Raw genomic sequence first — 20,480 nt, forward strand, 5'->3', positions numbered from 1 at the left:
CGCCGGCGGCACGGTCCGGCACCGTGCCGGAACAGGCGCCGGGGTCCGGTCAGGCGCCGGCGCCTGGCCGTATGGTCGCGCGTGACCAGCCGGCGGCACCGACGGTGCTGCAGTTCCCGGAGCCTCCGGGCCGGAAGATCCGCCGGCGGATCTGGGTTGGTGTGGCGGTTGTCCTCGTGCTGGTCGCCGGGGCCATCGGCGTACTGGTGTTCTCACCGCTGCTGGCGGTGAAGACCATCTCGGTGCAGGGCACCGGCCTGGTTCCGGCTGGAAAAATCGACGAACTGCTGGCGCCGCTGGCCGGCAAGCCGCTGCCGCAGATCGCCGAGTCGGACGTGCGGTCGCTGCTGGCTGGTGTGCCTGCCGTGGCGGATGTGAAGGTCGAGGCCCGGCCGCCGTCGGAACTGGCCGTGCGGATCACCGAGCGGGTGCCGGTGGCCCTGCTCAAGGCGGGCAAGCGCTACGCGCTGGTCGACGAGGAGGGCCGGCAGTTGGCGAGCGTGAAGTCCCGCCAGGCGGCCAAGCTGCCGCTGATCAATGCGGCCAAGGCCAAAAAGGACCCGGACGTCTTCCGGACCATCACCGCCGTGCTCGGCGCGCTGCCGCCGAAGGTCCTGGCCCGGCTGGACCATGCCTCGGCCAACTCCGTGGACTCGGTCCAGCTCCAGCTCAAGGACGGCACCTCGGTGCTGTGGGGCAATGCGGAGCAACGGGAGCTGAAGGCCAAGGTGCTGGAGGCACTGCTGAAGGCGGATCCCGAGGTCCCGGTCCAGGTCTTCGACGTGAGCACGCCAACCCGGCCGGTGACGCGGTGACCAGGATGACGACGGCCGGAAATATCGGCAAGTTGATCCGACACGCGGGGCGGGTGATTGCATGAGGCAGGGCTTGCCTTTAGCGTCTCGGATAGAAGTTACTTGACATAACTCTAACCTTCAAGTTGAGGGTTAACGTTATCCGGGTAAGCTGGCAGGCCGGAACCTTGAGGGAACCGGCCGGCGTCGGCATCGATCAGTGCACAGATTCGAACAAGGGACACAGGACGTGGCAGCACCGCAGAATTACTTGGCCGTCATCAAAGTCGTCGGCATCGGCGGCGGTGGGGTGAATGCCGTCAACCGCATGATCGAGGTTGGTCTCCGCGGAGTGGAGTTCATTGCGATCAACACCGACGCGCAGGCTCTGCTCATGAGCGACGCCGATGTCAAGCTTGATGTCGGACGTGAACTGACCCGCGGTCTCGGTGCCGGCGCGGATCCGGAAGTGGGCCGCAAGGCTGCCGAAGACCACTCCGAGGAGATCGAGGAGGTCCTGCGCGGTGCGGACATGGTCTTCGTGACCGCCGGTGAAGGCGGCGGCACGGGCACCGGAGGCGCACCCGTGGTGGCGCGCATCGCCCGCTCGCTGGGCGCCCTGACCATCGGCGTCGTCACCCGGCCGTTCACCTTCGAGGGCCGCCGCCGCTCGAACCAGGCCGAGAGCGGGATTGAAACCCTGCGTGACGAAGTGGACACCCTGATCGTCATCCCGAACGACCGCCTGCTGTCCATCAGCGACCGCAACGTCTCGATGCTTGATGCCTTCCGGTCCGCCGACCAGGTGCTGCTCTCCGGTGTCCAGGGCATCACCGACCTGATTACCACCCCGGGCCTGATCAACCTGGACTTCGCCGACGTCAAGTCGGTCATGCAGGGTGCCGGTTCGGCCCTGATGGGCATCGGCTCGGCCCGCGGCGAGGACCGTGCGGTCAAGGCCGCCGAGCTGGCCATCGCCTCCCCGCTGCTGGAAGCATCCATCGACGGCGCCCATGGCGTCCTGCTGTCCATCCAGGGCGGCTCGGACCTGGGCCTGTTCGAAATCAACGAGGCCGCGCGGCTGGTCCAGGAAGTGGCCCACCCGGAGGCGAACATCATCTTCGGCGCGGTCATCGATGACGCGCTCGGCGACGAGGCACGCGTCACCGTCATCGCCGCCGGCTTCGACCAGGTGGACGTCACCAGCGCACCGCAGGCACCGAAGACCGGCGCCATGCCGGCGGTGCCGACCGTCGCTCCGCAGCCGGTGGCCCAGCCTGCCTCGGCGCAGTTCGCCGCCGCTTCGGCAAAGAACAGCGGCTGGGGCCACGGGGCGCAGGGCCAGAGCCCGTCGGTGATCCCTGCCGACGGCGGCTTCGAGGTGGACCTGCCGGCCGTGGTCGAGCCGGATCTGAGTGCCGGGCGCAGTGACGACCTCGACGTCCCCGACTTCCTGAAGTAGGACCGGAGCAGGTGGGTGGCTCGCCGGACGGATTCTGGTGGCGCGAGGAGGGTGCGGAAGGCCTGCGGGTTGCCTTCACCGGCGCCGAGGCCGGCAATCTGGCCCTGAACGTCGGTGACGATTCCGCTGCGGTCACTGGACGCCGCCGCCGGCTCGAGGAACGGATGGGCGTCCGGCCCGGCGCCCTCCGCTTCATGAACCAGGTCCATTCGGCCCGGGTGGGAACCGTTGAGGCGGGGGACGCGCCGATCGACGGCAGTGAGGAACTGGACGGGCTGCTCTGTGCCGATGCCGGCGTTCCGCTGGCTGTGCTGGTGGCCGACTGCCTTCCGGTGCTCTTCGCGGCCCGGGCGCCGGGCGGCGGCTGGATCACGGCGGCAGCCCACGCCGGCCGCCGCGGCCTGCTGGGCGGCATCCTGGCCAACACCGTGGCCGGGCTGGAGGCGGCCGGCGGGACCGGGCTGCAGGCCTGGATCGGTCCATCCATCTGCGGGCGGTGCTACGAAGTGCCCGCAGCCATGCAGGCCGAGGCCTGCGGGCAGCTGCCCGAGCTGGCCGCGGAAACCTCCTGGGGCACCCCGGCCCTGGACCTCGCCGCAGGGGCCGCCGCGGAACTTGGCCGGCTGGACGTCCGGGTGCACCGGGTTGCCGGCTGCACCCGCGAGGACCCCGGACTGTTCTCGTACCGCAGGGACTCCGGCTGCGGACGGTTCGCCGGGCTGGTCTGGACCGGGCAGGGGGCACGGTGACCAGCCGGAAGGACGAGCTGGCGGCCCGGCTGGAGCAGGTGCGCGGGCGGATTGACCGGGCCGCTGCCGGGCGCCCCGGGGCCGCTCCGGAGCTGATCGTGGTGACCAAGTACTTTCCCGCCTCCGATGTGGCGGCGCTGGCCGAGCTGGGCGTCCGTGACGTGGGGGAGAACCGGGACCAGGAGGCCGCTGCCAAGGCCGCCGAGCTCGCCGCGGAGTCCGCCGCGGTCGGGCTGCGCTGGCATTTCATCGGCCAGCTGCAGACGAACAAGGCCAAATCGGTGGTCCGTTACGCCCACGCGGTGCATTCGGTGGACCGACCGCAGCTGGTGGCTGCACTGTCCAAGGCCGTGGCGGCCGAGCAGGAGCGCCGCCGGGCAGCCGGTGCGCCGGCCCGGGCCGACCTGCTCTGCCTGATCCAGGTGGACCTGGACGACCGTCCGGCCGAAGCCCGGCCGGCAGGCAAAGGCCGCGGCGGGGCGGAGCCGGAACAGATCGGCACCCTGGCCGGGATGATCGAGCAGGCGCAGGGCCTGGTCCTGGGCGGGCTGATGGCGGTGGCGCCGTTGGGTGCGGACCCGGCCGAGGCGTTTGGCCGGCTGGCCGGCTTCTCCGCACGGCTTCTCCGCAGCCATCCGGACGCCCGGATGCTCTCCGCCGGCATGAGCCAGGACCTCGAAGCGGCGGTGGCCGCCGGTGCGACACACCTGCGTGTCGGATCGGATGTCCTCGGCGACAGACCCGCCTTGGGGTAGCGTTTTTCGAGACGGGCGGGTAGGACTACGGGCTTGACGATCCGTGCGTCGCAACAGCTGCGGGGACGAGACGTGAGGAGCCAACCATGGCCGGTGCACTGCGCAAGACGATGATTTATCTCGGGCTTGCCGACGGCGAGGAGCAGTACGAGTCCGACCATGCCGAACTGCCCGAGCGCACCGAGGAACCCGAGCCGGAGCGCCGGGAACGGGACGAGCGGGAAGTCCGCGAGCTGCGCGAGGAGCGCCGCGCCGAACGCGCTGAACGCCCGGAGAGTGCGCCGGCGGTGCTGAAGCCGGTCCCCGAGGAATACCGGGCGCCCGTGACCCCGATCAAGCGTGCCCCATCAACCCGCGAGGAGTCTTCCGTGCTGCGGCAGATCACCACTGTGCACCCGCGTTCCTACAACGACGCGAAGATCATCGGCGAAAGCTTCCGGGACGGTATTCCGGTCATCATGAACGTGACGGACATGGGCGAAGCGGACGCCAAACGCCTGGTCGACTTCTCCGCCGGCCTGGTCTTCGGCCTGCACGGCAGCATCGAGCGGGTCACCAACAAGGTCTTCCTGCTCTCGCCGTCGACCATCGAGGTCCTGGGCGAGGACCGCAAGACGGTGGACCAGGTGGCCACCGTCTTCAACCAAAGCTGACCTGCCGCGGGGGCCGGCCGCCCGCGCTGGCGCAACGCCCCGGCCATGGGGCAAGATGTCCTTACCCCTTCCGCTACTACCGTTGGGAATCGTGGATCTTCCGTGTCCATCATCTTCGCGCTGCTGTATCTCGTCCTGATGCTCTTCCAGGTTGCCCTGATCGTGCGCATCGTGTTCGAAGTGGTGCAGAACTTTGCCCGGCAGTGGCGGCCGCGCGGGGTGGCACTGGTGGCCGCTTCGGCCATTTACGGTGCCACCGACCCGGCCCTGCGCCTGCTGCGCCGGCTGATCCCGCCCCTGCGGATCGGCGGCTTCGCCCTGGACCTGGCCTTCCTGGTGCTGTTCATCGTGATTTCCATCGCTAAGGCAGTGGTCTCCGGACTGGGCCAGAGCGTGGCCGCGGCGGTCGTCTGAACGACCGCTCCGCCTGTATGAACCGCTTCGGCGCCGCCGCGTGTGTCGTTCGATGCGCGGGTGGGCGAGAGGCTATTCTGAGCTAGAAGCTCCTGTACCTGTAAAGTGTGACAGAGAGTATTCGCAACCGTTGTCATGAGTCCGGTGAACGAACCAGCCCCGGGGCCATGATCCACACAGAACCAGTATGAGGTGACCAGATGGCTCTGACGCCAGAAGACGTTGTCAACAAGCGGTTCCAGCCCACGAAGTTCCGGGAGGGCTACGACCAGGACGAAGTCGACGACTTCCTTGACGAAATCGTCGTCGAGCTGCGCCGCTTGAACCAGGAAAACGACGAGCTGCGCAAGAAGCTCGCCGAGGCCACCTCCCGCCAGGGCGGCGAAGCCGCCGCCGTTCCCGCCCCGGTCGCCGCCGCATCGGCAGCCCAGGAAGCGCCGGTGGCCCAGAAGCCGGCGCCCGTGGTCAAGGAGCAGCCCAAGACGCAGGCAGCCCCGGTCGTCTCGGCTGCGGCACCGGCGGCCACGCAGCACACCGCTGTCGCCGAATCCGCCGCCGGCGTGCTGGCCATGGCGCAGAAGCTGCACGACGAGTACGTCAATGCCGGCCTGGAACAGCGGGACAAGATCATTGCCGAGGCGCAGATGGAAGCCAGCTCTTTGGTCAACGATGCCCAGGAGAAGAGCCGCAAGACGCTGGGCGCGCTGGAGCAGCAGAAGGCTGTGCTGGAGCGGAAGCTGGAGCAGTTGCGCGGCTTCGAACGGGACTACCGGTCCCGCCTGAAGGCCTACATTGAGGGGCAGCTGCGGGACCTGGAGGCACGTGGCTCCTTTGCCGCCGATGCCAAGGACACGGCAAACTCCTAGGAGCCCCTGGAAGTTCGAAATCCTTACTCCGGTACGGCCCTGGCGGCCGTACCGGAGATAGTTGGCCGGTGCCGGGACCACCTCCTGTCACCGGCCAAACGTTTAGCCTGCGGCGTTTGTGGTGCCGCAGGCCGCTACCTTCGGAAGTACTATGCCTGAATCTCCGCCCGAATCACCGTCTGCCGAGGACCTGCCCGCCGGCGGGACCGCCGGATCCGCTGCCGCAGGGCCCGCACCGGCGCGGCGCAGTGGAAAGTTCGTGCTCGTCCTGGCCTGCTGCGCGGCCTTTGCCTACCTTTTCGACCAGGCGACCAAGTTCTGGGTAGTCGGGACCATGGTCGAGGGCCAGACCATCCCGGTGCTGCCACCGCTGCTGAGCTGGCATTTCATCCGCAACCCGGGCGCGGCGTTCTCCATTGGCGAGGACTACACCTGGATCTTCAGCATCGTGATGGCGTGCGTGGCCGCTGCGATCCTGTTCTACGCGCGCCGGGTCCGCTCCATCTGGTGGGCCATCGCGCTGGGCTTCCTGCTCGGCGGTGCGCTGGGGAACCTGACCGACCGGCTCTTCCGGGAGCCGTCCTTCGGCATGGGCCACGTGGTGGACTTCATTGCGTTCCCGAACTTCGCGATCTTCAACATTGCCGATTCGGCGATCGTCGGCGCGGTCATCCTGTGGTGCATCCTGACCCTGCTGGGCATCGGGATGGACGGCCGCCGGGCTCCGGCCCGCGGCCACGGAAGCGAGGGCCGGCCGGAGGACGGCGATGGCTGAGACCCCGGGCCGGACGTATAGCATCGAACTGGCCGGCGGGACGGCGGGCCAGCGGGCCGACGCGGGGCTGGCGGGGCTGCTGGGCATTTCCCGCTCGGCGGCCGCGGTGCTGCTGGGCGAAGGCAATGTCAGCCTGGACGGCCGGACCGTCGCAAAATCGGACCGGCTGCCGCCGGCCGGACTGCTCCGGGTTCAGGTGCCGGAGCGGCCGGACCCGTTGAAGATCGTGGTGGAAGAGGTAGAAGATTTGAAAATCCTCGGCGATGACGAGGACTTCGTGGTCATCGACAAGCCCGTCGGAGTGGCGGCGCATCCCTCGCCCGGCTGGGTGGGGCCCACGGTGGTGGGAGCGCTGGCAGCCCGCGGCTACCGTATTTCCACCTCGGGCGCGGCCGAGCGCGCCGGCATCGTCCACCGGCTCGACGTCGGCACCTCCGGAGCCATGGTGGTGGCCAAGACCGAGCACGGCTACACCCTGCTCAAGCGCGCCTTCAAGGACCGCACCGTCGAGAAGGTCTACCACGCCCTGGTCCAGGGACTGCCGGACCCGCTCGAGGGCACCATCGAGGCGCCGATCGGCCGGCACCCCGGCTACGACTGGCGGTTCGCCGTCGTCGAGGACGGACGGCCCTCGGTGACCCACTACGAGGTGCTCGAAGCCTTCGGCAAGGCCTCGCTGGTGGAGGTCCACCTGGAAACCGGCCGCACGCACCAGATCCGGGTGCATTTCTCGGCCCTGCACCACCCCTGCGCCGGGGACCTGACCTACGGTGCGGACCCGAGGCTGGCCGCCGAGCTGGGGCTGACCCGGCAGTGGCTGCATGCGCGCCGGCTCGGCTTCACCCACCCCCGGACCGGGGAATGGGTGTCGTTCACCAGCGACTACCCGGCGGACCTGGCCTACGCGCTCGAGGCCCTGGCCGAACACCGGGTCTAGGATCTACGCAAGAGGACAGCAGAAGAGGCACCACGTGAGCACCAAGACCGGCAACGATTCCTTCGTCCACCTGCACAACCACACCGAGTACTCGATGCTCGACGGTGCCGCCCGGCTCGGCGACCTGTTCAGCCACGCCGAGGAGCTGGGCATGAACGCCCTGGCCACCACCGACCACGGCTTCGTGTTCGGCGCCTTCGACTTCTGGAACAAGGCCCGCAACGCGGGCATCAAGCCGATTGTCGGCGTCGAAGCCTACCTGACCCCGGGAACCGCGCGGGCCGACAAGACCCGGGTGCGCTGGGGCGACGGCGGGCGCGACGACGTTTCCGGTGCCGGCGCCTACACCCATATGACCATGTGGGCACAGACCACCGAGGGCATGCACAACCTGTTCCGGATGTCCTCGCTGGCCTCGCTGGAGGGCTACCTCTACAAGCCGCGGATGGACCGCGACCTGTTGCAGACCTACGGTACGGGCCTGATTGCCACCACCGGCTGCCCTTCGGGCGAGGTGCAGACCAAGCTGCGGCTGGGTCTGTACAAGGAGGCCATGCAGGCCGCCTCGGACTTCCGGGACATCTTCGGCGCGGAGAATTTCTTCTGTGAGCTGATGGACCACGGACTGGACATCGAGCGCGGTGTGCACGCGGACCTGATCAAGCTGGCCCGCGAACTGCGGCTGCCGCTGGTGGCCACCAACGACCTGCACTACACCCACGCCGAGGACGCCGCCTCTCATGCGGCGCTGCTGTGCGTGCAGTCCGGCTCCACGCTGGCGGACCCCAAACGCTTCAAGTTCGACGCCGACGAGTTCTACCTGAAGTCGCCGGCGGAAATGCGCGCGCTGTTCCGGGACTACCCCGAGGCCTGCGACAATACCTTGCTCATCGCCGAGCGCTGCGACGTCGAGTTCAATACCAAGGCCAACTACATGCCGCGGTTCCCCTGCCCGCCGGGGGAGAACGAGGAGTCCTGGTTCGTTAAGGAAGTCGAGAAGGGCCTGCACTACCGCTACCCGGCCGGCATTCCCGACGCGGTGCGCAAGCAGGCCGACTACGAGATCGGCGTCATCACCCAGATGGGCTTCCCGGGCTACTTCCTGGTCGTGGCGGACTTCATCAACTGGGCCAAGAACAACGGCATCCGGGTGGGGCCCGGCCGCGGTTCCGGCGCCGGCTCGATGGCCGCCTACGCGATGCGCATCACCGACCTGGATCCGCTGCAGCACGGGCTGATCTTCGAACGGTTCCTGAACCCGGACCGCGTCTCCATGCCCGACTTCGACGTCGACTTCGATGACCGCCGCCGCCCCGAGGTGATCAAGTACGTCACCGAGAAGTACGGCGACGAGCGCGTGGCCATGATCGTCACCTACGGCACGATCAAGGGCAAGCAGGCGCTCAAGGACTCCTCCCGCGTGATGGGCTACCCGTTCTCGGTGGGCGAGCGGCTGACCAAGGCGATGCCGCCGGACGTGATGGGCAAGGGCATTTCGCTCACCGACGTGCACAACCCCGAAGCCAAGCGCTACAGCGAGGCCGAGGAGCTGCGCGAGCTGCTGAAATCGGACGCGGACTCGGCCAAAGTCTTCGAAACCGCGCTGGGGCTGGAAGGCCTGAAGCGCCAGTGGGGCGTGCACGCGGCCGGCGTGATCATGTCCTCGGACCCGCTGATCGACATCATTCCGATCATGCGCCGCGAGCAGGACGGGCAGGTCATCACGCAGTTCGACTACCCGACCTGCGAAGGCCTGGGCCTGATCAAGATGGACTTCCTGGGCCTGCGGAACCTGACGATCATCTCCGACGCCCTGGAGAACATCAAGCTCAACCGCAACGAGGACCTGGTCCTCGAGGACCTGGCGTTGGACGACAAGGAATCCTACGAACTGCTGGCGCGCGGGGACACCCTGGGGGTCTTCCAGCTCGACGGCGGGCCGATGCGTTCGCTGCTCAAGCTGATGCGCCCGGACAACTTCGAAGACATTTCCGCCGTGCTGGCGCTGTACCGGCCGGGGCCGATGGGCGCCAACGCGCACACGAACTACGCGCTGCGCAAGAACGGCGTGCAGGACATCACGCCGATCCATCCCGAGCTCGCCGAGCCGCTGGAGGACATCCTTGGCGGCACCTACGGCCTGATCGTGTACCAGGAACAGGTCATGGCCATCGCGCAGAAGCTGGCCGGCTACTCGCTTGGCCAGGCAGACATTCTGCGCCGTGCGATGGGCAAGAAGAAGAAGTCGGAGCTGGACAAGCAGTTCGCCGGCTTCTCCCAGGGCATGAAGGACCGCGGCTACTCCGAGGCGGCGGTCAAGACCCTGTGGGACATCCTGCTGCCGTTCTCCGACTACGCCTTCAACAAGGCGCACTCGGCGGCCTACGGCGTCGTCTCCTACTGGACGGCGTACCTGAAGGCCCACTACTCGACCGAGTACATGGCCGCCCTGCTCACCTCGGTGGGTGATGACAAGGACAAGCTGGCGATGTACCTGAACGAGTGCCGCCACATGGGCATTACGGTGCTGCCGCCGGACGTCAACGAATCCAGCGTGAACTTCACCCCGGTCGGTACCGACATCCGCTTCGGCATGGGCGCCATCCGCAACGTCGGCGCCAACGTGGTCCATGCCATGGTGGGGGCGCGCGAGGAGAAGGGCGCGTTCGCCTCCTTCAGCGACTACCTGCAGAAGGTGCCCGCGGTCGTCTGCAACAAGCGGACCATCGAATCGCTGATCAAGGCCGGCGCCTTCGACTCGCTCGGCCATCCGCGGCGGGCGCTGGCGATGATCCACGAAGAGGCCGTGGACTCGGTGATCGTGCTCAAGCGCAACGAGGCAGCCAACCAGTTCGACCTGTTCAGCACCATGATGGGCGACGGCGGCGGTGACGCCGGAGCCGACGCCGGGCTGGCGGTGGACATCCCGGACCTGCCCGAGTGGGAGAAGAAGGACAAGCTGGCCTTCGAACGCGACATGCTCGGGCTCTACGTTTCGGACCACCCGCTGCAGGGCCTGGAAGGCGTGCTGAGCCAGCACGCGGACCAGTCCATTACCTCGGTCATCGCCGAGGACGGACCGGCCGACGGCGCCATCGTCACCATTGCCGGCATGATCACCTCGCTGCAGCGGCGCATCGCCAAGAACAGCGGCAATGCCTACGCGCGGGCTGAGATCGAGGACCTCGGCGGGTCGATGGAAGTGATGTTCTTCGGCCAGGTCTACGGACCGATTTCCTCGATCCTGGCCGAGGACCTGATCGTGGTGGTCCGGGGCCGGCTGCAGCGCCGCGACGACGGCGCCGTGACGCTCAACGCCCAGGAACTGAACGTTCCGGACCTCAGCGAGGGCCACGCCGGCCCGGTGGTGATCTCGATGGCCAACCATAAGGCGACCGAGGAAGTGGTCACGGCGCTGGGCGATGTGCTGCGGACCCATCCGGGCAATACCGACGTCCAGGTCCGGCTGAACCACGCCCGCAAGGTCGAGGTGATGCGCCTGGGCCTCAACTACCGGGTCAACCCCACCCCGTCCCTGTTCGGCGACCTCAAGGTCCTGCTCGGCCCCACCTGCCTGGACGCCTGAGCGTTCAGCGGCTGCCCCGGTTCTTGGGCCGGGGGCTAGATTTCGTATTCGATGGGGTGGGGCCGGACGTAGCTGCCGCTGTGGTAGAGCAGCGGTGCTTTTTCGTCGCCGAGCGAACCGTCCACCACGTCCACCACGACGACGGCATTGTTCTCGAAGGACAGCCGGACCTCGATTCTGCCCACCAGGTAGGCGGGCACGTCCTTGAGCAGGGGCACGCCGCACGGGCCGGTTTCCCAGTGGTCGCCGCTGAACCGGTCCTTGGTCCGTGCGAAGCGCTCGGCCAGCTCCCGGTTCTCCAGCCCGAGCATGTGCACCCCCAGGTAGGTTGAATTGGCCACCGCCGGCCAGGACGAACTGGTCCGGGACATGTTGAAGGTGAACCGCGGCGGCTCCACGGACAGCGAGGCCACCGACGTCGCGGTGAATCCGTACGGCCTGCCGCCGTAGTTGACGGTCAGGATGGCCACACCGGCGGCGTGCCGTCGGAAGACCTCGCGGAAGGTTTGCGAAAAGGACTCCTCGACGGCGGCAGCCGGCTGGGGCAGGTTGTCAGGTCTGGCGTTCACAGGCTCTCCCGGTGGTTGGTCGGCGGGCGGTTGCCCGAGTCCTGTCCACCAGCCTATTCCGGCCGGGGGGCTGCGTGACCCATTCTGTTACCGGCTGTGGCGGCGGGCCCGGCGCGCGTCAGTAGAATAAAGGGGTGAACGCTGACGCTGCTGCCGGGACCCGAGCCGAAAACCCAGTCGATTTCCCCACCCTGGACCTGCGCGGCCGGCACCTTGGCCCGGCCGAGCTGAAGGCCGCCATGCCGCGGGCCGTCACCACCTTCGACGCGGCCACCGGCGCGGTCGAGGCGATCATCAAGGATGTGCGGACCCGGGGATTCGAGGCGCTGGGTGAACTGGCCGAGCGTTTCGACGGCGTGGCGCAGGATCATCCGCTGGTTCCCACACAGGCCCTCGACGAAGCGCTGGATTCGCTCGATCCGGCGGTGCGGGCAGGCTTGGAGGAATCGATCGCCCGTGCCCGGACCTTTGCCGAGGCCCAGCGGCCGGCCGACGCCGTCGTCGAAATCGCCTCCGGGGCGGTGGTCCGGCAGAAGTGGGTGCCGGTGTCGCGCGTGGGGCTGTACGTTCCGGGCGGGCTGGCCGTCTACCCGTCCTCGGTAGTGATGAATGTGGTCCCCGCGCAGGCGGCCGGCGTGGCGTCGCTCGCCCTGGCCTCGCCGCCGCAGAAGGAATACGGTGGACTGCCGCACCCGACCATCCTGGCCGCGGCCAAGCTGCTGGGCATCGACGAGGTCTACGCCATCGGCGGGGCCCAGGCGGTGGCCGCCTTCGCCTACGGCATTCCTGCCGGCGAGGCCGGTCCGGCGCTGGAGCCGGTGGATGTGGTGACCGGACCCGGAAACGTCTACGTGGCGACGGCCAAGCGGCTGGTCAAGTCGGTGGTCGGCATCGACGCCGAAGCCGGAACCACCGAGATTGCCATCCTCGCCGATGATTCGGCGGTGCCCGCTTTTGTCGCGGCAGACCTGGTCAGCCAGGCCGAGCATGACCCGCATGCGGCCTCGGTCCTGATCACGCCGTCGGTCAAGCTGGCCGAGGCGGTCCGGGCGGAGCTCGCGCTGCAGGTGGCGGCCACGAAGCACGCGGACCGGGTCCGGCAGGCGCTTTCCGGACCGCAGTCCGGCGTGATCCTGGTCGACGACCTGGAACAGGGACTGCAGGTCTGCGACGCCTATGCCGCCGAGCACCTGGAGATCCACACCGAGGACGCCTCGGAACTGGCCGGGAGGATCCGCAACGCCGGTGCCATCTTCGTAGGGGACTACAGCCCGGTCAGCCTGGGCGACTACTGCGCCGGGTCCAACCACGTGCTGCCGACCAGCGGCACCGCCACCTTCGCCTCCGGGCTGAATGTGACGACCTTCCTGCGCGCCATCCAGGTCATCGAGTACGACCGCGAGGCGCTGCGGGAGGTCGGCGCGCACATCGTGGCCCTGTCCCGGGCCGAGGACCTGCCCGCGCACGGCGATGCAGTGTCCGTCCGGTTCAGCTAGGGATGCGGGCCCCGCTGCGCTAGTTACACGGTTGTAACCAGCGTGGACATATTCCTATGATGGTGCCGTAACCGGCGCCCACGAAGGAGGTGCGGCATGTATTGTCCGTTCTGCCGCAACCCGGATTCGCGGGTGGTGGACAGCCGGGTCACCGAAGACGGCTCGGCGATCCGCCGCCGGCGCCAGTGCTCGGAATGCGGCCGGCGCTTCACCACGCTGGAAACCACGAGCCTGACGGTGATCAAGCGCTCCGGCGCGGGCGAGCCGTTCAGCCGCAGCAAGATCGTCAGCGGCGTGCGCAAGGCCTGCCAGGGCCGGCCGGTGTCCGACGACGACCTGGCCCTGCTGGCCCAGGAGGTCGAGGAGACCGTGCGGTCCAGCGGCGCGGCGGAGATCAACGCCCATGAGGTCGGGCTGGCTATCCTCGGGCCGCTGAAGAAGCTGGACCTGGTGGCCTACCTGCGCTTTGCCAGCGTCTACCAGGGGTTCGAATCGCTGGAGGATTTCGAGGCGGCGATCGAACAGCTGCGCAGCGAAGCGGGGGCGGCTGCCGGGCGCGGCCCCACCGGCACCCAGCGCCCGTTGACCGCCAAGTAGCCGGGGCGCGGCCGGTTCAGTCCGGCTTGCCTTGGGTCAGGTTGGCCTGCAGCGCGGCACCGACGATGCCGGCGTTGTTCTTCAGCTCGGCCGGGACGATGGGCGTGCTGAGCTTGAGCTTGGGCAGGAAGTCCTCGCTCCGCTTGGAGATGCCTCCGCCGACGACGAACAGCATGGGGGAGAAGAGGAACTCCAAGTGCGAGAAGTAGCGCTGCAGCCGCTGCACGTACCCGTCCCAGTCCAGTCCCTCCCGCTCCCGGGCCGCCGCCGAAGCCCGGCTCTCGGCGTCGAACCCGTCCACTTCCAGGTGGCCGAGCTCCGCATTGGGCACCAGCTGGCCGTTGAAAATGAAGGCTGAGCCAATGCCGGTCCCCAGGGTGATGACCAGGACGGTGCCGTCCATGCCTTTGCCGGCCCCGTAGCGGACCTCGGCCAGTCCGGCGGCGTCGGCGTCGTTGATCATCTGCACCGGCCTGCCGAGTTTGCTGGTCAGCAACGTGTCCACGTCCGTGCCGATCCAGGACTTGTCCACATTCGCGGCCGAGTGCGCCACGCCGTGCCTGATGATGGCGGGGAAGGTCACCCCGACCGGGCTGTCCGGGGCCGGGGCGTCCGGCCGGGTGTCCAGTTCGGCCGCGATGAGCGCCACCACCTCTGCCACCGCCTGCGGGGTGGCGGGCCGGGGTGTGTCGATCCGGAAGCGTTCCGACGCCAGTTTGCCCTTGCGCAGGTCCACGACGCCGCCCTTGATACCGGTACCGCCGATATCGATGCCCAGGCCGTACCGCCCGATGACGCCGGCCGGTTTTTTCTTCTTGCCCATGTGCCCTCCATTGGTGGTTCGACGGGCCGGTCTTCCCGGTCGCAAAGCTGCGTGCAGACTATCGGAGAATCAGGGAAGCGTCAGGATCTCCGCCCCGGACTCGGTAACCACCAGCGTGTGCTCGAACTGGGCGGTGCGCTTGCGGTCCTTGGTGACCACCGTCCAGTCGTCGTCCCACATTTCCCACTCGACGGTGCCCAGGGTGAGCATCGGCTCGATGGTGAACACCATGCCGGGCTCGATTACCCGGCTGTAGGCCGGGGCGGCGTCGTAGTGCGGAATAATCAGGCCGGTGTGGAAGGCTTCGCCGACGCCGTGGCCGGTGAAGTCCCGCACCACGCCGTAGCCGAAGCGTTTGGCATAGGACTCGATGGCGCGGCCGATCACGTTGATTTCGCGCCCCGGGGCCACCGCCTTGATTGCCCGGTTCAGGGACTCCTGGGTCCGCTCCACCAGCAGCCGGGACTCCTCGTCCACCTCGCCGACCAGGAACGTATAGTTGGTGTCTCCGTGGACGCCGTCAATGTAGGCGGTGATGTCGAGGTTGATGATGTCCCCGTCCTGGAGGACCGTCGTATCCGGAATGCCGTGGCAGATGACCTCATTGACCGAACTGCATAGCGACTTCGGGAAGCCGCGGTAGCCCAGCGTGGAGGGATAGGCGTTATGCGCAATCAGGAATTCGTGCCCGATCCGGTCCAGTTCATCCGTGGTCACACCGGGCCGGATATGCCTGCCGACCTCGACGATCGCCTGCGCCGCGATGCGCCCGGCGGTACGGATCTTCGCGATGGTCTCCGGGTCCTTGACCTCGGAGCCGGTGAACTTAGCCGGTGCGGGCTTCCAGGCGTACTCGGGGCGGGGGATCGACGCCGGAACGGGCAGGACGGGTGAGACGGTTCCCTGGGTCAGCGAGCCCAGAGGTGCTGTTGTTGCGATGTGGGGCATACCATCGATCTTATCGGTGCTGGGCCGCCGCCGCGCCGGGCCGCGGCCAACGACCGGATCCAGGACCTGCAGTTCACAACCGAAGAGGAGCGCTCCAATGGCCAATTACTGGTTCAACGTCGTGACCCACCAGGTCGAAGAAGGCCCGCAGTCGGACTGGACGCAGTTGATCGGTCCCTATGAGACGCGCGAAGAGGCTGAAAAGGCGCTGGAAAAGGTCAGGGAACGTAACGAGGCCTGGGACGCCGAGGACGGGGACTAGGGGCCGGCCCCGGGGCCCGGTTCCACTGGGATTCCTTCGGACGTCAGCTGCCTTTCGACGACTCCGGGTCGCGCCAGCAGTTCGACTACGACCAGCAGCACCACCGCGCTGGCCGCGATCGAGATCACCACGGCCGCGCTGGGGTACTGCCAGAAGACCAGCAGCAGTGCAGCAATGCCGACGATGACGCCTTCCAGGATCCTCCGGTACCGGGCGAGCCAGCGCTGCCAGGGCCTGGCCGGCCCGGGGCTGACCTTTCCGGTCACGTAGTCCGCGCCGCGGGTGAATCCCCGCCGGACCATTCTGGCCGCGCTGGACGGCCCGCTCAGGAAGGCGGCCAGGGCGACCACCAGGCCGAGCACGAACACCATGCGAAGGGCGGTCCGCAGCGGCACCAGCAGCGCATCGATCAGCGTCTGCGCGGCACCCGGCGAGACCGCGTCGGGGGGAATCTGGCCCAGATAATAGCTGCGGGCAATGAGCAACCCCAGCGCCAGCAGGATCATGGCAATGCTGAGGCTCAAGCCCGCGAACATCAGTGCCCGGCGCCGGCTGCCGGGCGGGGCGGCGAATACCGCTCCGGCGGCGCAGGCCAAGGTCAGCCACGGCAGCACCGCTGCAAGCTTCTCCAGCGCGCCGACGGCACGCTGCACCCGGATCAGGTCCGGGGACTGGAAGATGGTGATCTGCGCGTCGGTCGATGGAATCTGCGCGGCGAATCCGACGCCTCTCTGGACCAGGGCCTGCTTGACCCGGTCGATGATGGCGGCGGTGGAGATCTGCACGGCGCCGGACGGGTTGACACTCACAGCACCGCTTGTTTCCCCGGTCGCCACGGCGACCATGGCCTGGTGGGCGCGGCGGTTGGCCTGGATCCACAGGTCGTTGAACTGGTCGGTCATCACCAGCCGGGAAACCGTGTCATGGATCAGCGACGTAGCCTGGTCCGCGATCACGGGCGCCAGGCCGGTGACCAGCGGGGCAACTCTCGGCGTCGACTGGGTGATGGCGGTCAGGGCCTGCCGGGTGATGCCTTCGATGTTGACCCTGGAGGTGATCTGCCGGGTCACCTGGTCGGTGATTTCCGCCTGGATAGTCGGATTCTTTGCCAACGGTGCCACGGTGGCCACATAGTGGTCGGTATCCAGCAGTTCGCTGCGCAGGTAGTTCGCGGTGACCGAGGCGAGGGCCAGCACGGCGGTGAGGACCAGCAGGATGACCGAGGCGGTCCAGCGCCATGCCCGCCGGCCCGGCCTGCCGCCCTGCGGAGCACGGCCCGCAGCCTCCATCTGCCGGCCTCTCAGCTCCGCGTTTTCCCGGCGCAGGGCCTCCAGTTCTGCACGTTCGGTGGCACCGAGGGGCTGATCAACATCGAATGGTTGGTTAGCGTTGTCCATGGCGGTTTCCCATCCAGTCATCGTCCATGTGCCCGGCGGCGGGTGAAGCCGGGCAGCCTGCTGCCGACTCCTACCATCAGTGAAGCGCACGGGACGGCTCCCATAATCACCCGTCGGGGATGAAACGGCCAGGGATGAAACCGTCAGGGGGCGGGCCCGACGGCCTCAGTGCCCGCCCAGGATCTCGACCAGCGCGTACGAAAGGCCGAAGCCGACGGCGATCGCGATGCCGGTCGCGGCGCCGGCGTCTTTGAGTCCTTCGGGCACCATGCGCACCGTGACGTTGGTCAGGACCCCGCCGCCGGCGAAAGCCAGGACGAAGGCAACAATCTCGGGTGGAGCGGACCTGAGCAGCACCATGAAGATGGCCACGGACACGCCGCACAGCAACATCATGGCCAGCCAGCCGACCATCACGCGGCGGGTGGACAGACCTGACTGCCGCAACGGTCCGGTGTCGGCCATGGCCTCGGGAACACCGCAGAGGAAGACCGCCGCCAGCATGGCGGCAGTGATGCCGTAGCCGACGAGCAAGGCACCGGTGATGACGATGGATTCGGCGACCGCGGACAGGCCGATGACGAGGTAACTGGGCTCATGGAGCGGAGGGGCGGACAGCCGCCGGCCACGGACGGCACCGATGACCACCCACGCCGTCGCGGCCGCCCCGCCGACCAGTCCCACCCCGACATAGCCGCTGCCGCCGGCCAACCGGCCGGCCTCGCCGACGAGTTTGTAGGCGACGGCGGACAACAGTGCGCCGGCTCCAAGTCCGGTCAGGGCACCGAGCAGCACGCTGCTGCCGACACGCCACCGCAGGGCGAGCAGCCCGCCCAGCACGTACGAGGAGCCGGCGAGCAGACCCCAGCCAAATGCCAACAGCATCGGCGTCCCTTTCGGCTCAGGCACTGAAGTACCAACGCCTAGGCATCATCCCCGAATTGCCGGGACGATGGCAAGGGCTGCACGGCAGGCTGCCGCGGCCGGTAGGCGCCGGCTAGAAGGAATGCTCCGGAGCCGGGAACGCACCCGAACGCACGTCGTCGGCATAGGCCTCCGCGGCCCGGGCCAGTTCGGTGCGCAGGTCCGCGTACTGCTTGACGAACCTGGCCATCCTGCCCCCGCGCAGCCCGGCCATGTCCTGCCATACCAGCACCTGTCCGGTAGTCGCATTGCCGGCGCCGATACCGATGGTGGGCACGCGCACCGCCTTGTCCACCGCCGACGCCGCAGCGGCGGGCACCATTTCCATCAGCACCGCGAAGGCACCGGCGCTTTCCAGCGCCACGGCATCCTCGACCAGCCGCAGGCTGTCGTCGCCCCGGCCCTGCACCCGGTAGCCGCCCAGGGCGTGTTCGCTCTGCGGTGTGAAGCCGATATGGGCCATGACCGGGATGCCGGCCTGCACCATGGCCCGGACATGGTCCGCGTAGAAGGCGCCGCCCTCCATCTTGACCGCATGGGCGCCTGCCTCCTTCATCAGGCGGACCGAGGATTCGATCGCCAGCGCGGGGGAGGCCTCGTAGCTGCCGAAGGGCAGGTCGACGACGACGAGCGCGCGGCGGGTGCTGCGCGCTACCGCACGGCAGAGCGGGATCATTTCATCCATCGTCACCGGCAGCGAGCTCTCGTTGCCGTAGACATTGTTGGACGCGGAGTCACCGACCAGCAGCACCTCGATGCCTGCCTCGTCGAAGATCTGCGCGGCGTACTGTTCATAGGCCGTCAGCATGGCAAAACGCGTTCCGCTGTCCTTGAACTGCTGCAGGTGGTGGGTGCGGATCCGGGCGGCGGCCTGCGGCGCCGGCGTCCCGGCGGTGGAAGTATGTGGCATGGGACGAGCCTAAACCCGCGGCGGCGGCTTCCTCCAACCGGCTGCCGGTCATGACATACGCCGCGTGGCCGCGCGGCGTGCGCGGATATCGGCGTCGGCCATTAGGCTGGGAGTAACAATACTGTTCCCAGGCCCCTGACCGTGCCCGGCGGCAGCGCCCAGTTCATGGATACTGCCCGCCCGGTGCCCCGGCAGCAGTGGCCGTATCCGGAAGGTGGCATATGGACCGTCAGCAGGAGTTCGTGCTCCGTACCATCGAAGAGCGCGACGTGCATTTCGTCCGGCTGTGGTTCACCGACGTGTTGGGGTCGCTGAAGTCCGTAGCACTGGCCCCGGCCGAGGTCGAAGGCGCGTTCGAGGAGGGGCTGGGCTTCGACGGGTCCTCGATCGAAGGTCTGGCGCGTGTCTTCGAGTCCGACATGCTGGTGCAGCCCGATCCGTCCACCTTCCAGATCCTGCCGTGGCGCGGGGAGCGGGAGCAGACCTCGCGGATGTTCTGCGACGTGCTGACTCCGGACGGTGAACCCGCGGCGGCCGACCCGCGCAACGTCCTCAAGCGCACGCTCGCCAAGGCCACCGAAATGGGCTTCACCTGCTACACGCATCCGGAAATCGAGTTCTACCTGCTTGAATCCCAGCAGCTTGGCCCGGACGGGGTGCCGGTGCCGGTCGACGGCGCCGGCTATTTCGACCACGTCCCCGGCGGCGTCGCCCAGGACTTCCGCCGGATGGCGGTGACAATGCTCGAATCGGTCGGCATCTCCGTGGAGTTCAGCCACCACGAGGCGGGCCCGGGGCAGAATGAAATCGACCTGCGCTACGCGGATGCCCTGCAGACGGCCGACAACATCATGACCTTCCGCACCGTGATCAAGGAAGTGGCACTGATGCAGGGCATCTACGCCACCTTCATGCCCAAGCCCTTCTCCGAGCATCCCGGCTCCGGCATGCACACCCACTTCTCGCTGTTCGAAGGAGATTCCAACGCGTTCTTCGAGGCCGGCGCCGAGTTCCAGTTGTCCAAGACGGCCCGCCAGTTCATTGCCGGCATCCTGCGCCACGCGCCCGAGTTCACCGCGGTGACCAACCAGTTCGTGAATTCCTACAAGCGGCTCTGGGGCGGCGGCGAAGCGCCGAGCTTTGTCTCCTGGGGCCACAACAACCGCTCGGCGCTGGTCCGGGTCCCGCTGTACAAGCCGGGCAAGGGACAGTCCTCGCGCATCGAGTACCGCGGCATCGACTCAGCCGCCAACCCGTACCTGGCCTACGCCGTGCTGCTTGGCGCAGGTTTGAAGGGCATCGAGGAAGGCTACGACCTGCCGGCCGGGGCCGACGACGACGTCTGGAGCCTCAGCGGCGCCGAGCGCCGCGCGCTCGGCCTGGATCCGCTGCCGTCCAGCCTGCATGACGCGGTGGAAAAGATGGAGGAGTCCGACCTCGTGGCAGGCATCCTTGGCGAGCAGGTCTTCGAAATCTTCCTGCGCAACAAGCGCGCGGAATGGAACGACTACCGCCTGCAGGTCACGCCGCACGAACTGAAGCGGAATATCGGAATCCTGTAGG

Annotated in this window: 20 protein-coding genes; 14 read left to right on the plus strand and 6 right to left on the minus strand. The window is 68.0% G+C overall.

The window, feature by feature from the left end; all coding sequences use genetic code 11:
- Positions 1 to 71: 71 nt before the first annotated feature.
- The 10 genes from LVY72_RS18330 (at position 72) to dnaE (ending at position 10,991) form a co-directional block, all read left to right on the plus strand.
- Complete coding sequence (locus tag LVY72_RS18330; protein WP_237824338.1) at positions 72 to 815, plus strand: cell division protein FtsQ/DivIB; 744 nt, start codon at positions 72 to 74, stop codon at positions 813 to 815.
- Positions 816 to 1,044: 229 nt separating this feature from the next.
- Complete coding sequence (gene ftsZ / locus LVY72_RS18335) at positions 1,045 to 2,256, plus strand: cell division protein FtsZ (protein WP_237824348.1); 1,212 nt, start codon at positions 1,045 to 1,047, stop codon at positions 2,254 to 2,256.
- 11 nt (positions 2,257 to 2,267) lie between these two features.
- A complete protein-coding gene (locus tag LVY72_RS18340; RefSeq protein WP_237824350.1) occupies positions 2,268 to 3,005 on the plus strand; it encodes a purine nucleoside phosphorylase YfiH/LACC1 family protein in 738 nt (245 codons plus the stop codon).
- The gene (locus LVY72_RS18345; protein ID WP_237824357.1) at positions 3,002 to 3,760 is read left to right on the plus strand and encodes a YggS family pyridoxal phosphate-dependent enzyme; all 759 of its coding nucleotides are present in this window, start codon (positions 3,002 to 3,004) and stop codon (positions 3,758 to 3,760) included. The genes LVY72_RS18340 and LVY72_RS18345 overlap by 4 nt, the downstream gene beginning before the upstream one ends.
- Positions 3,761 to 3,846: 86 nt before the next feature.
- Positions 3,847 to 4,413 carry a cell division protein SepF gene (locus LVY72_RS18350; protein ID WP_237824366.1) on the plus strand — a complete coding sequence of 189 codons (567 nt, stop codon included), beginning with the start codon at positions 3,847 to 3,849 and terminating at the stop codon, positions 4,411 to 4,413.
- A 102-nt stretch (positions 4,414 to 4,515) separates the two neighbouring features.
- Complete coding sequence (locus tag LVY72_RS18355; protein WP_237824368.1) at positions 4,516 to 4,827, plus strand: YggT family protein; 312 nt, start codon at positions 4,516 to 4,518, stop codon at positions 4,825 to 4,827.
- Positions 4,828 to 5,027: 200 nt separating this feature from the next.
- Complete coding sequence (locus LVY72_RS18360) at positions 5,028 to 5,693, plus strand: DivIVA domain-containing protein (RefSeq protein ID WP_237824378.1); 666 nt, start codon at positions 5,028 to 5,030, stop codon at positions 5,691 to 5,693.
- A gap of 151 nt (positions 5,694 to 5,844) precedes the next feature.
- The gene (gene lspA / locus LVY72_RS18365; protein WP_237824392.1) at positions 5,845 to 6,468 is read left to right on the plus strand and encodes a signal peptidase II; all 624 of its coding nucleotides are present in this window, start codon (positions 5,845 to 5,847) and stop codon (positions 6,466 to 6,468) included.
- Positions 6,461 to 7,405 carry an RluA family pseudouridine synthase gene (locus LVY72_RS18370; RefSeq protein WP_237824394.1) on the plus strand — a complete coding sequence of 315 codons (945 nt, stop codon included), beginning with the start codon at positions 6,461 to 6,463 and terminating at the stop codon, positions 7,403 to 7,405. Before lspA ends, LVY72_RS18370 begins: the two co-directional genes overlap by 8 nt.
- Before the next feature lie 34 nt (positions 7,406 to 7,439).
- The gene (dnaE, locus tag LVY72_RS18375; protein WP_308190848.1) at positions 7,440 to 10,991 is read left to right on the plus strand and encodes a DNA polymerase III subunit alpha; all 3,552 of its coding nucleotides are present in this window, start codon (positions 7,440 to 7,442) and stop codon (positions 10,989 to 10,991) included.
- Between the two features lie 35 nt (positions 10,992 to 11,026).
- Here dnaE and LVY72_RS18380 read toward each other — a convergent pair whose 3' ends face one another.
- Positions 11,027 to 11,560: a flavin reductase family protein gene (locus LVY72_RS18380; protein WP_372463733.1), complete on the minus strand. Its 534-nt coding sequence runs from the start codon at positions 11,558 to 11,560 to the stop codon at positions 11,027 to 11,029.
- A 134-nt stretch (positions 11,561 to 11,694) separates the two neighbouring features.
- Between LVY72_RS18380 and hisD the strand changes: the two genes are divergently transcribed.
- Both hisD and nrdR read left to right on the plus strand, forming a co-directional pair.
- The gene (gene hisD, locus LVY72_RS18385; protein WP_237824396.1) at positions 11,695 to 13,056 is read left to right on the plus strand and encodes a histidinol dehydrogenase; all 1,362 of its coding nucleotides are present in this window, start codon (positions 11,695 to 11,697) and stop codon (positions 13,054 to 13,056) included.
- Positions 13,057 to 13,152: 96 nt separating this feature from the next.
- Positions 13,153 to 13,653 (plus strand): transcriptional regulator NrdR, encoded by a 501-nt coding sequence (nrdR, locus tag LVY72_RS18390; RefSeq protein ID WP_237824404.1) that lies wholly within the window; start codon positions 13,153 to 13,155, stop codon positions 13,651 to 13,653.
- A 16-nt stretch (positions 13,654 to 13,669) separates the two neighbouring features.
- On the opposite strand, the gene ppgK is transcribed toward nrdR, so the two are convergent.
- Together ppgK and map are read right to left on the minus strand one after the other, a co-directional pair.
- Positions 13,670 to 14,476 (minus strand): polyphosphate--glucose phosphotransferase, encoded by an 807-nt coding sequence (gene ppgK, locus LVY72_RS18395; protein WP_269092669.1) that lies wholly within the window; start codon positions 14,474 to 14,476, stop codon positions 13,670 to 13,672.
- A 69-nt stretch (positions 14,477 to 14,545) separates the two neighbouring features.
- The gene (map, locus tag LVY72_RS18400) at positions 14,546 to 15,424 is read right to left on the minus strand and encodes a type I methionyl aminopeptidase (RefSeq protein WP_237824413.1); all 879 of its coding nucleotides are present in this window, start codon (positions 15,422 to 15,424) and stop codon (positions 14,546 to 14,548) included.
- Between the two features lie 97 nt (positions 15,425 to 15,521).
- Between map and LVY72_RS18405 the strand changes: the two genes are divergently transcribed.
- Positions 15,522 to 15,686: an SPOR domain-containing protein gene (locus LVY72_RS18405; protein WP_237824415.1), complete on the plus strand. Its 165-nt coding sequence runs from the start codon at positions 15,522 to 15,524 to the stop codon at positions 15,684 to 15,686.
- On the opposite strand, the gene LVY72_RS18410 is transcribed toward LVY72_RS18405, so the two are convergent.
- From LVY72_RS18410 to panB, 3 genes are all read right to left on the minus strand, one after another.
- Positions 15,683 to 17,083, minus strand: a complete 1,401-nt coding sequence (locus LVY72_RS18410) for a hypothetical protein (RefSeq protein ID WP_237824417.1) — start codon at positions 17,081 to 17,083, stop codon at positions 15,683 to 15,685. The genes LVY72_RS18405 and LVY72_RS18410 overlap by 4 nt on opposite strands.
- Before the next feature lie 165 nt (positions 17,084 to 17,248).
- The gene (locus tag LVY72_RS18415) at positions 17,249 to 17,968 is read right to left on the minus strand and encodes a ZIP family metal transporter (RefSeq protein WP_237824419.1); all 720 of its coding nucleotides are present in this window, start codon (positions 17,966 to 17,968) and stop codon (positions 17,249 to 17,251) included.
- Positions 17,969 to 18,080: 112 nt separating this feature from the next.
- Positions 18,081 to 18,917 carry a 3-methyl-2-oxobutanoate hydroxymethyltransferase gene (panB, locus tag LVY72_RS18420; RefSeq protein ID WP_237824428.1) on the minus strand — a complete coding sequence of 279 codons (837 nt, stop codon included), beginning with the start codon at positions 18,915 to 18,917 and terminating at the stop codon, positions 18,081 to 18,083.
- A gap of 221 nt (positions 18,918 to 19,138) precedes the next feature.
- On the opposite strand from panB, the gene LVY72_RS18425 reads away from it, so the two are divergent.
- Entirely contained in the window at positions 19,139 to 20,479 is a 1,341-nt protein-coding gene (locus LVY72_RS18425; RefSeq protein WP_237824430.1) for a glutamine synthetase family protein, read from the plus strand.
- Position 20,480: the final 1 nt, after the last annotated feature.

Source organism: Arthrobacter hankyongi, from assembly GCF_022012395.1.
Taxonomy (GTDB): Bacteria; Actinomycetota; Actinomycetes; order Actinomycetales; family Micrococcaceae; genus Crystallibacter; species Crystallibacter hankyongi.